The following is a 12,433-nucleotide window of genomic DNA, read 5'->3' as shown; positions in this document are numbered from 1 at the left end:
GGATTTATGACGTACTTTACTATGATGTTTTTTTATTTTGGTAAAGGAAACGGAGATAAAGGTAGATTTACCGCGGGGAAATATTATAATGTATTGTTTTCCCGTTAATTAAATTAGTAGTGAATGGATAAAATAGACCTTTTGTTATCTCAGTACCACCTACCGATTTTTTATGTGAAAATCGTATTGGGATTTCTTGCATCCTTTCTTATCACTTATTTTACGGTTCCTACGATTGTAAAAATTTCCAAAAGAAAAAACTTAATGGATGAACCTGGTTTAAGGAGCTCACATTTACGAAAAATTCCTAATCTGGGAGGAATTGCCATTTTCTATTCCATTGGGATTTGCGCATCCATATTTGCCTACGAACTATTTGATTCCTACAAATTTCTTTTTGCTTCACTCGTTGTTCTTCTCTACATCGGTGTTATGGATGATATTGTGGTGATGCGGGCTTACAAAAAACTCGTAGCACAGATTTTAGTTTCTGCGCTCATCGTTTTAGGTTCTGATGTTAGGATTAGAAACCTGTTTGGCGTTTTTGGTGTTTATGAACTCAATTATTTTCTGAGTGTTATTTTCAGCATATTAACATTTATTATCCTCATCAATGCGTTTAACCTAATTGATGGAATTGATGGTTTATCGGGAAGTTATTCTGTAGTTTGTAGTGCGCTTTTCGGGATCAGTTACTTCCGATTGGGTGAATATAATTATCCATTGGTCGTGCTTTCTGTTGTAATAATAGGATCGGTACTCGCTTTTCTCTACTACAATCTTTCAAATTACAGGAAAAAGAAAATTTTTATGGGAGATACAGGCTCGATGGTTTTAGGATTTTTGCTCGCCTTTACAGCAATATGTTTTATAGATATCTTTATTGATAAGAAAATACCTGGAGTTCCAAGATATCATTTGCAAACCGCACCAGTAATTGCTGTAGCCATTCTGATCCTTCCGATTGTGGATACCATGAATGTGATTCTAATAAGATTAGCTAACAAGAAATCTCCTTTTGAGGCAGATAAAAATCATATTCACCACAAATTGCTTAATCTGGGCTTTACACATAGAAGATCTACATTTTATATTACCGTTTATTACCTTTTTGTAGTAGCAGTTGCATACTATTTCAGACATCTAAACGTTAATGTACTTCTTTTGATTATTTTAGCGGTAGGTTTTATAGGAGCTTATCTGCCAGATTTATACCTAAAAATCAAAAATCAGAAATAAATATTATTTTTGCACTCAATAAATTCATGATGAAAAATAAACATATCCTTATTTTACTTGTCCTTTCGATGTTTTTTACCTCGTGCATAACAACAAAGGAGGTAAGGTATTTACAGCCAAGTGAAAGTCTCACTATTAATGAAGAAGGTTTGGTTCCTTATAACATGCAGGAATATCGTGTTACGAAAAACGATATGTTCAATCTTAACATTGTTACAACACCAAAAGGAGATGCTGCACAATTTTACTCCCGTCTAAACACAGCTTCTGGAGAAGGGGGTGCAATTAGCGGTAGTTCGAGTGTTGGAGCTGGATCCGGAAAGGGGAATGCCAATTTTTATTTTAACGGAATAAGGGTAGATTCTAAAGGTGATATCTATGTGTTTGGCATCGGGTATATTCATGCAGAAGGAAGAACGGTAGAGGACATTTCTCAGGAAATACAGAACCGTGTTAATGAAAATTTCCTGGAGGGTAAATCTGAGGTGCGCCTTAATCTTGACGGAATTAAATATTACATCCTAGGAGACATAGAAACCACTGGTTTAACAGGGGAAAAAGTATCTCATACTCCAACTCTAAATATCATGGAAGCCATCGCACAAAATGGTGGTCTAAACAGAACAATAGACCGAAAAAATATCGTCATCCAGAGACGTTATCCCGAAGGCATTAAAAGAGCAAACCTGGATCTTACACGTGAAGATGCAATGAATTCGCCTTATTACTGGCTTCAGAACGGCGATATGATTTTATTGAATACAAGACAAAAAAGTTTCAACGGGTTTGGAAAAGATCCACTACAAACTATTACAACCGGAGTTTCGCTGTTAACTACAGCAATGTCAATTTATTTATTAATTTCAAGACTGTAAAGTATGATTCCTAATAAAAAAATTGACGAAAACGGATCGCAATCCGGCCAAAAAGAAAAGATTGGAACATTTTCCTTTTTCGATCCGGAACATTTTATCAGAAAGGTTCTAAAAAACTGGTATTGGTTTGCTTTGATGGGCGCAATAGGTTATGGAATTGCATACATTTACAGCAAATATTACGCACAGCGAATCTATGCTTCTAATCTTTCATTAAGTATTTCAAACAGTACAGCCAGCTATTTCACTCCAAACCAGTCCATTAATTTTATTTGGGGACAAAATAACAACAGAGATGGAGTTTATCTAAAAAAGATGATTCTCTCCAGATCTCACAACGAATATTTGGTGAAAAAACTGGATCTCTTTACTAATTATGCTACGAAAGGACTCATTAAACAAACTTATCTGGACAAGTACGATTCGCCGGTTTTTTTTGAGATTGATCGTGATCATTTGCAACAGGTTAATTACCCGATAACATTAATTCCTAAAGGCGGAAACCAGTATGAGGTCGTACTTCCTAAAGAAGGGCAGTCAACGAGTTTATACAATTACAATACGGAAGCCATGCAAAGAATTTCCTCTTATCCGCTTCCTCAAAATAAAATTATCGGTCTTAACCAATGGTACACTACTCCGAACTTAAGATTTAGATTGGTTGATAATCCTGAAAAAAGCGAAATAAAATTCGACAATATTATTGTTAGCTTATCTACAGTAAATCAAGCTGTTAATTCAATTACTTCGAATGTATCAGTTGATTTCGACAAAGAGCTTCCAACCATCATGATTATTACCAAAACAGGTTATAATCTGAACGGTACAGTAAAATTTCTGAATACTACAGTGGACGAATTAATTAAGAAAAGGTTAATTGATCAGAACCTGGTGGATAAAAACACCGCAGAATACATTAATGAAAGTCTTCAGCACATCAGAAAGAAACTGGATTCTGCCGGACAAAAACTGAATCAGGTAAAAATTAATGAAAGGTTATACGATGTTGAAGGTCAGGATCAAAGAACTTTGCAGAAAATTACCGATTTAGAATCGAAAAAAGCAGATTTAATTACAAAAATCAATTCCTTAAATCAAGTGAGAAATTCCATGGCTTCCGCTAATCTAGAAAAAATGATAAGCTTGAATGCTGCAGGAATTGAGGACGGAATGTTTACCGCGTCAGTTTCAGAACTGAAAGCTCTTTATGCAAAAAGAAGAGAAATGTCTCAGATTTACCAGCCAAATTCGGAACCAATGCGCGAAATTAACAGATTGATTAATGAAGCAAGAGGAAATTCAGAAAACAGTTTAAGAGGTTACTATTCAGGTTATTACACGAAACTTAATAAATTGAACAGTGAAATTAGCCGCGGAGAAAGAGATTTGGTGAACTTACCGGATCAACAGCGTAAATATTTTGATATTGAAAGAGGGTACAACATTATTGAAACTACTTACAATACACTTCTTACCAAACAAGCCGAAACACAAATGCGTGTTGCAACCAACAAATCTGATCTTCAGGTGATCGACCGGGCAAAAAATTTAGGACAGGGACCAATTGCTCCCAATGTTGAGAAAACAAAATACTCTATTATTGGCGGACTCCTTGCTTTGCCTTTGTTGTTTATTTTAATTGGTGAATTGCTGGATAACAAGATCAGGAATATCAAGGAATTGCTTTCTGCAACAAAAATTCCTTTACTTGGAGTTATTGGTAAAAACAACCACGATAACAATCTTACCGTTATCGAACAGCCAAAATCTTCAATTTCCGAAGCATTCAGAGGAATACGGGCCAATCTTCGTTTCCTTTACAATGAAAACGGGAAAAGTAAGGTAATTCTGGTAACTTCTTCTGTTGGAGGTGAAGGAAAGACTTATACATCCATCAATGTTGCCTCGGTTCTTGGGTTAAGCGGTAAAAAAACGATTCTTTTGGGAATGGATCTTCGTAAACCAAAAATTTTCGGAGATTTTAAAATTGATAACAAATACGGAATTTCCAATTACTTAACAGGCGAGGTTTCGTTAGATCAAATTATTAACGAAACAAAAGTTCCTTCATTGCATGTTGCGACTTCAGGTCCAATTCCTCCAAATCCATCAGAGCTCTTAATGAGCCAAAGGAATCTTGATTTTATTGAAGAGCTAAGAAAAAAGTATGATTTTGTTATCATAGATTCTCCGCCGGTTGGCTTGGTTGCGGATTCATTTGAGTTAATGAAAGTTGCAGATGCAAGTATATATGTTGTAAGACATGAATACACCGAAAAATATATGCTGAAGATGATTACCGAAAAATATCACAATCACGAGGTTGAACATCTGGGATTGGTATACAACGATTATTATGTGAACCAGGGCTATGGTTATGGATACGGTTATGGTTACGGATACGGTTACGGATACGGTTATTTCGATGAGGACAAAAATTATGAAGAACCAACTCTTATCAAAATTCGGAACAGATTAAAATCAATGTTTAGTAAAAACTAGAAAGCATTTAATCTCCCAAAAAGGGAGATTTTTTATTTACTGCTGAGGTTTAGAATAAATAGGAGCATTCTGCGTTTTTTATTAAAACTTTATGCATTTTTATTCTTATTTAACTTATCCTTAAGAAGATCCTTAAAGTAAAAATGTTTTATATTTGCACAAATTTTATGAAAAGTTTTAAAAATCTGTTTATTACATCGCTAAACAGAAGGGTTTTCCTTCTGCTGTTTTTATTGGCATTTGGCGCAACTCAAGCTCAGAGGCATGAACTTGGCATTAAGCTTGGGATGAGTAATTTGGTGGGCGATATTGGACGCACCAATTACTTCCTGCAAAAGCCTTTCGGAACTAAGTTTTCGGACTATGACTATGGTATTCCGTTTTATGGCGGTATAATGTACAGAATGAATTTCAATCCTTATCAAACAGTAAGGTTTGATTTAGGTTGGAGCCATATTCAGTTTGCTGATAAATATGCAAAAGAACAATATAGAAGAAATAGAGGCTTTGGAGGAACTAATTCTGCTGTAGAAGTTTCTGCAATCTTCGAATACTACTTTTTTCCGGTAAACAATGAGCAGCAAAGTATGCTAAGTCCATACATTTTTGCAGGACTTAGTGGTTTAGTTATCAATTCCAATAAAGTAACTTTCGCCAATGATTTTTACAGAGATTCAGCTGGAAATCCAATCTTACCAACCACCGATTCAACTTCACCTATTTATGGAGAAGATTTTACAACAACAACGGAATTTAATGCTAAAAATAAATTGACAGGAGCAATTCCATTCGGTGTCGGCTTAAAATATAAGTTCAATTACAATTGGGCAATTTCTGGAGAATTACTTTTTCGTCCAACTTTTTCAGATGCAGTAGATTACAGTGTGATTGAGAAAGATGATTATGAGATTACTTATAATAAAGATGTTCTTGTAGAAGGTACTAATCGATCTGTTTTACAACAAGAACCATACATTAATGTTGCTAAAGAAAGAGCAGAAGCATATTTACAAAATAATAATATTGGAAATGTTAATTCAAAAGATTGGATTAATAGTGTAACAATAGGTTTAACCTACTCATTTGGAAGACCACCATGTTATTGCGAATAAAATGATGAAGAGTTACAAAGAAGAAATCAATACGGAAAATCTTCCACAACACGTTGCCATTATCATGGATGGTAACGGAAGATGGGCAAAATCTAGAGGAGAAGAAAGAACCTTTGGACATAAAAATGCTATTGACGCTGTTAGAAGTGCAATTAATGCATGTAATGAGGTCAATATTCCATATTTAACACTATACACCTTTTCATCAGAAAATTGGAACAGACCTTCTGAAGAAGTAAATACATTAATGACTTTACTTAGTGAAACTCTTTTGCTCGAAGCAGAGGAAATATTCACAAAAGGACTTAGAATGCATGTAATTGGTGATGTTGAAAAATTACCTCAATTGGTAAAAGATCAACTTCTAAATGTTGTTGAACTTACAAAAAACAACACAAAAGGAAATCTAATTTTAGCATTAAGCTACGGATCTCAACAAGAAATGCTGAAGGCCATCAAAGAAATAAGCACAGAGGTTAAAGAAGGAAAACTAAATGTAGAGGATATCAATGAAGAAGTTTTTGAAAATCACCTTTATACCAAAGACTTTCCTCCAGTAGACTTACTTATCAGAACAAGCGGCGAAGTTAGAATTAGCAACTTTTTGCTATGGCAAATCGCATATGCGGAACTTCAATTTTTAGATGTACTTTGGCCGGATTTCAATAAAGAGGAATTCTTTAAGTGTATTGTAAATTATCAGAACAAAGAAAGAAGATACGGTAAAACAAGCGAACAGCTTGATCCGAAATAAAAAGAAAAGAGTTATATAGAAAATGAAATTGAAATTCATTCCCATCATGATGTTTGTTGCCTCCGCACATTTTTACGGACAGGTAACACCCACGCAAGGAAATACACAGGACAATAATCCTGTTTATGCAGAAAGCCAGCAAGGAACTTACATCCTTAAAGACATCGTAATCGATGGAGTAAAAAAATATTCACCGGCGCAAATCCTAAGATTTACAGGGTTAAACAAAAACGAAAGTGTTGAAATTCCTGGTCAAAAAATCAGCAATGCCATTAAAAAACTTTGGGAAACACAAAATTTCTCGGAAGTAGAAGTGTATGTTGAAAGCATCGAAGGACAGCAAATTGTCCTAAGATTCAATCTTCAGGATCTTAAAGAACTTGGTGAAGTGAAATTTTCAGGTAAGGGTATTTCTAAGTCGAAAGGAGAAAAAATTGCAAAAGACAATAAACTTACTCCCGGAACTAAAATTACTAACGATCTTATTTCTACCCTCAAAACAAATGTTCCGCAGGAATTTGTGAAAAAAGGATATTCTGATGCGAAAATTACCATCGAGGATAAAGTAAACGCACAGGATCCTAATTTGGTGGACTGGACAATTAATGTAGATAAAGGCAAAAGAATCAAAATTTCTCATATTGAGTTTGAAGGAAATGATAACGTTTCCGACAGAAAACTGAGAAAAAACGGATTTAAAGACACCAAACAGAAAAGATTTGGCATTGGCGGTATTTTGAAATCTTCAAAATTCATTCAGGACAAATACGAAGCGGATAAAGATAACTTAATCAACTATTATCAGTCCTTAGGTTTCCGTGATGCTAAAATTGTTTCAGATTCAGTTTGGAGAAACAAAAACAACAATTACGAAATTAATGTAAAGCTTAACGAAGGTAAAAAATATTACATCGGTGATATTTCCTTCCTTGGAAACACAACGTATTCTACAGAAGTTTTACAGAAAGTTTTAGGTTATAAAACCGGAGATATCTACGATGCGGTTGGTTTCAACAAAAAAGTTGGAGAAGATGGTGGTAAAGAAGACGATTCTGATATCAAATCTCTTTACATGAATAATGGTTTCCTTTTCTCATCAGTTACCCCTGTTGAAAAATCGGTTTCCGGAGATTCAATCAACCTTGAAGTAAGAATTAACGAAGGAGAAAAAGCTTCTTGGAACAGAGTAACGTGGTCTGGAAACACTACAACGCACGACCACGTAATTCTCCGTTCATTATACACAAGACCTGGAGATTTATTCTCTAAAGCAGATATCAAGAAAACATATTATACTTTGGCAGGGATGTCATTCTTCGATCCACAACAAATTGGTCAAGATGTACAACCAAATCAACAAGATAATACGGTAGATATCCATTGGACTTTAGTTGAAAAAGGTTCTTCGCAAGTTCAGTTACAGGCTGGTTACGGTGGTAACTCTTTTATAGGGACTTTAGGACTTACTTTCAATAACTTCTCATTAAGAAATTTTTTAAGATTTAAAGATTTTAAACCAATTCCACAAGGAGACGGACAAACGCTTTCTATCCAAGCGCAAGCAGGACAATATTTCCAGAATTACGGAATTTCATTTACTGAGCCTTGGTTATTCGGAAATAGACCGACAGCACTTTCTGCAGGAGTCAATTATTCAAGAGTTAAATATGAAGATACCTATGGTGCGGATAAAAGATTGAATATTTTCTCAGCAAGCTTAGGTTTAAATAAAATGTTGAATTGGCCAGATAATTACTTCTCTTTATACACAGGTATCCAGTATCAGAGATATGATTTCAGCAATTACGAATTCCAGTTTGGGGATACAACGGAATTGTATGGTACAGCAAATAACTTCTCTTTAAATATTGGTTTAAGTAGAAACTCAGCGGGTTTTGACCCGATTTTCCCTACTCAGGGTTCAAATATTGAAGCAACAGTTAAATTAACTCCTCCATATTCTTTATTCAACAATAAAGATTATTCTACAATGACTCCAACAGAGAAATATAAATGGATGGAGTTCTATAAAATAAAATTAAAATCCGACACATACAATACATTAGTAGGAAAACTCGTTTTGAGAAGTACTGCAGAAATGGGTTATATGAACGGTTATAATAAAGAATTGGGAGCGCCACCATTTGAGAGATTCTATGTGGGAGGTACCGGATTGTTTGGAGGAAGATATGACGGTAGAGAGCTTATCCCTTTGAGAGGTTATGAAAATGCTTCTACAACAGGATATACTTCGGCATCTCCTTATGATGTTACGCCTTACGGTGGAGCAACCATTTATAACAGATTCTCTTTAGAATTGAGATATCCTATTTCTTTGAACCAAACTGCAAAAATTTATGGACTAAGCTTCCTTGAAGGAGGTAACGCCTGGAACAGTTGGGAAACTTACAACCCTTTCCAACTAAAAAGATCTGCAGGTGTTGGTATCAGAGTGTATATGGGAGCATTTGGATTAATTGGGTTTGATTTTGCTTATGGTTTCGACAGAACTATTGGCTCTTCAGAACCTTCCGGATGGAAATCTCACTTCTTGATGAATCAGTCGCTTTAATTTTATAAAATTATTCGGTATGAAAAAGTTTAGAATTTTGTTTTTGTTTCTTGCCATCTTGCCAGCGGCTTTCAATGCCCAGAAAATTGGCGTTGTAGATACCAATTATATCTTGAGCAAATTGCCTCAGTATAAAGAAGCAGAATCCAGATTCGAAATGCAGATTCAAAACTGGGAAAAAGAAGTGCAGGATCTTCAGGCTGAATACGACAGGAAGAAAGCAGCTTTCGAAAACGAAAAAGTTCTGCTTGTTGGGGATCAGCTGAAGCAGAGAGAAACTGAAGTTCAGGAAATCGACAGAAAATTAAAAGCAACGATTAACCAGCGTTTTGGTACCAATGGGGAAATTAATAGTGCAAGGGCTACTTTTACCAAACCTTTTCAGGATCAGATATGGGCTGCAATTAAGACCATGTCGGAGAAGAACAGTTTGGGCATAGTTCTTGATAAAAGCAATAACATCAGTGTGATTTTTCTCGAAAAAAGATACGATTATACCGATAAAGTATTAGATTTGCTGCTGAAAAATCAAGGGAAGTAATTTAACCTTTATTTTCAAAAGGAATCAAAGAAAAAATTTAAACAAACAAAAAAATAATTTAAGTATTCAATTATGAAAAAATTAAGTGTATTATTTGCAGCAGTGATGATGTTCTTGGCTGTAGGAGTTGCAAAAGCTCAAAAAGTAGCTTCATTGGACGTGGCTGCAGTTTTGAACTTAATGCCAGAAAAGAAAAAAGCCGATGACCAGCTTACTGCTCTTTCAACTTCAAAAAAAGCAGAAATTGAAAAGCAAATGCAGTCTGCACAGGCTTTATTGAAAAAATATTCGGACGAAGCTCCAAAGCAGACGCAGCAAGTTAATGAGCAAAGAAATGCTGAATTACAGAAACTTCAGCAAAATATTGAGCAAATGTCTATGGCAGCTCAAAAAGATTTAGCTGAAAAAACTGATGTTGCTTACGCTCCAATCGAAAAGAAATTCAACGATGCGGTAACAAGAGCTGCAAAATCTAACGGTTGGGATTTCGTTTTCGATTCAAACAGCAACGGATTAATCTACAAAGGAGGTCCGGATGCAACTGCAGCTGTGAAAAAAGAATTAGGTCTTTAATTAACAAAGATTTATAAATCAAAACCATCCTTTTCTAGGGTGGTTTTTTTATTTTTGCCCTATGCAAAGAGAATTATCTACCGAAGTGAAAATCCGTTTCAGCGATTGTGATCCCATTGGACACCTCAATAATGTGAAATATTTAGAGTACATGCTGAACGCGCGTGAAGATCATGTAGAAGCAGGCTACGGATTTACTTACGAAGAATATACTAGAAAAACGGGTTGTACTTGGATTGCGATTCAGAATGAAATTGCTTACTTGAAAGAAGTTCGCTATAATTCCAAAGTCTTAATCACAAGCAAAACTATTGAAATCAGTGACAGAGTTTCTAAAGTAGAAATCCTGATGAAAAGTTTGGATGAAAAAACAGTGCACTGTGTTTTATGGTGCACCGTAATATATTTTAATATGAAAACAAGACTTTCGGAAAGTCATCCTGAAGAAACAAAAGAACTTTTCCGAAATTTTTTGGTGGAGCTGGATCAAAAAGATTTTCAAAGCAGAGTAACCTATTTAAGACAACAAAACAAGAAGTAACATGAAAAAAATATTAGTTGCCGGTGGAAACGGCCAATTGGGTAATTGCTTGAAGAAAATCGCGGATGATTATTCGAGTGAATATACATTTAAATTCACTGATTCATCTGAAATGGATATTACAGACAATTCACAAATTGAAGATATATTTTATGATTTTAAGCCGGATTATTGCATTAATGCATCAGCGTACACCGCAGTAGATTTAGCAGAAACAGAAATTGAAAAAGCGTATGCCGTAAATGCTGAAGGTGTTGGAAACTTATCTGAAGTTTGTAAAGAATATAAAACTGTTTTCATCCACGTTTCTACGGATTATGTTTTTGATGGCGAAACCAATATTTCTTATGATGAAGATAATTTCACAAATCCGCAAGGAGTTTACGGAGCCTCGAAAAGAAAAGGCGAAGAGCTGGCTTTAGAAAATAATCCAAAAACTATTATTTTAAGAACGTCCTGGCTATATTCGGAATTCAACAAAAACTTTGTAAAGACGATGTTGAATCTTTACAGCACTAAAGAAGAACTCAATATCGTTGCAGACCAGTTCGGACAACCTACAAATTCAAACGATTTAGCCGAAGCGATTATGCAGATTATCAAAACAGATAATAAAACTTACGGCATTTTTCATTTTTCCAATTATCCGGAAACAACTTGGTATGATTTTGCATATAAAATTGCGGAACTTTCGGGTTCACCAATTAAATTAAATCCAATCAAAACAGAACAATATCCAACACCTGCGAAAAGACCTAAAAGAAGTACGATGAATTTGGATAAGATTCAGGAAAAATATCAAATCGAACCGAAACATTGGGAGCACAGTTTGCAGGATTGTCTGGAAGTTCTAAAAGAAGAGAAATAATGAAGAGATTTTTTGTTGTATTATCATTGTCGGTTTCAGCGGTTTTGTTTTCGCAATCTGTCACTTTAAGCAAGGGCGTGAAAGTTAATCAGAACAACGATAAGTTTTTTTATAAAGTAGATTCTGAAATTCCCAATGCAGAATATTTAGGCGAAGTTCAGGTGGATGGATTTTCTAAAAACGATGCAGATACATTCAGTCTTATATATAAAAAGGCAAAAACTTTAGGAGCAAATGCTTTTTCATTGAATCAAAAAGAATCTATTGATGGTTTGGATAAATCTTTGGATTCGGAACATTATAAATTGAATCTTTATTATCTTCCTTCCGACCAGTTTAAAAAAGAAGATAACACAGTTTATATTTTTTCTTACGAACCAAAAAATCAAAACATCCGCATTGATAATAAAAAAAGAGTACTTCAACCTAAGCATTATATTAAGTTGAATTTAGTAGAGGGAGAAACAAGTTCTATTTCTACAAAAAAAATATTGGGTTCAAAAGTGATGCTTCAAGGAAAAGCTGGACAGCCTGTTCAGTATTTTATGGTCACATCTTTTAATTTGCACTCTGATCAGTCTGGAACAAACGGCGGAATATTTTTAAAATCGGGTGATGTTACTCCGGTTGAAAAATCATTTGCCCAATTTCTACAGCTGATATATAAGGAACAGAAATAGCCTTATTAAACCGTTTATTCTATAAGCTAAACAATTGTTTGAAATTTTTCCTACTAGTTTTCAGTGTTTTATATAATTCTATGAAAAATTTTATAAATTCATTTGGAAGTTAAGATGAAAACGTTCTATTTTTGCACCACTTTTCCACGGAGGAGTAGCGCAGGAGTAGATAATTT

At 34.7% G+C, this 12,433-nt stretch carries 11 protein-coding genes; all 11 read left to right on the top strand.

Translation table 11 applies throughout. The features are described from left to right. The first annotated feature begins 123 nt into the window (after nt 1-123). Nucleotides 124-1,239 carry a glycosyltransferase family 4 protein gene (locus tag Q0252_RS05925; RefSeq protein ID WP_297984612.1) on the top strand — a complete coding sequence of 372 codons (1,116 nt, stop codon included), beginning with the start codon at nt 124-126 and terminating at the stop codon, nt 1,237-1,239. A gap of 29 nt (nt 1,240-1,268) precedes the next feature. Beyond that, on the top strand, nt 1,269-2,114 hold the full coding sequence (locus Q0252_RS05920; RefSeq protein ID WP_297984614.1) for a polysaccharide biosynthesis/export family protein: 846 nt from the start codon (nt 1,269-1,271) through the stop codon (nt 2,112-2,114). A gap of 3 nt (nt 2,115-2,117) precedes the next feature. Continuing rightward, nucleotides 2,118-4,616, top strand: a complete 2,499-nt coding sequence (locus Q0252_RS05915) for an exopolysaccharide transport family protein (RefSeq protein WP_297984611.1) — start codon at nt 2,118-2,120, stop codon at nt 4,614-4,616. A 167-nt stretch (nt 4,617-4,783) separates the two neighbouring features. Continuing rightward, nucleotides 4,784-5,728, top strand: coding sequence for a DUF6089 family protein (locus tag Q0252_RS05910; protein WP_297984610.1), 945 nt, complete (start codon nt 4,784-4,786; stop codon nt 5,726-5,728). A gap of 4 nt (nt 5,729-5,732) precedes the next feature. After that, complete coding sequence (locus Q0252_RS05905; RefSeq protein ID WP_297984613.1) at nt 5,733-6,482, top strand: isoprenyl transferase; 750 nt, start codon at nt 5,733-5,735, stop codon at nt 6,480-6,482. A gap of 22 nt (nt 6,483-6,504) precedes the next feature. Next, entirely contained in the window at nt 6,505-9,054 is a 2,550-nt protein-coding gene (locus tag Q0252_RS05900) for a POTRA domain-containing protein (protein ID WP_297984609.1), read from the top strand. A gap of 19 nt (nt 9,055-9,073) precedes the next feature. Next, on the top strand, nt 9,074-9,595 hold the full coding sequence (locus Q0252_RS05895) for an OmpH family outer membrane protein (protein ID WP_297984608.1): 522 nt from the start codon (nt 9,074-9,076) through the stop codon (nt 9,593-9,595). 72 nt (nt 9,596-9,667) lie between these two features. Continuing rightward, entirely contained in the window at nt 9,668-10,168 is a 501-nt protein-coding gene (locus Q0252_RS05890) for an OmpH family outer membrane protein (RefSeq protein ID WP_297984607.1), read from the top strand. Nucleotides 10,169-10,229: 61 nt separating this feature from the next. Continuing rightward, a complete protein-coding gene (locus Q0252_RS05885) occupies nt 10,230-10,709 on the top strand; it encodes a thioesterase family protein (RefSeq protein WP_297984606.1) in 480 nt (159 codons plus the stop codon). A gap of 1 nt (nt 10,710) precedes the next feature. Then, a complete protein-coding gene (rfbD, locus tag Q0252_RS05880; protein ID WP_297984605.1) occupies nt 10,711-11,577 on the top strand; it encodes a dTDP-4-dehydrorhamnose reductase in 867 nt (288 codons plus the stop codon). Continuing rightward, on the top strand, nt 11,577-12,257 hold the full coding sequence (locus tag Q0252_RS05875) for a hypothetical protein (protein WP_297984604.1): 681 nt from the start codon (nt 11,577-11,579) through the stop codon (nt 12,255-12,257). The genes rfbD and Q0252_RS05875 overlap by 1 nt, the downstream gene beginning before the upstream one ends. Nucleotides 12,258-12,433: the final 176 nt, after the last annotated feature.

Origin of the sequence: uncultured Chryseobacterium sp. (assembly GCF_936933875.1) — a bacterium.
Taxonomy (GTDB): domain Bacteria; phylum Bacteroidota; class Bacteroidia; order Flavobacteriales; family Weeksellaceae; genus CAKZIK01.
Note: the sequence above shows the minus strand (reverse complement) of the source record. Positions and strands in the feature narration are given on the sequence as shown.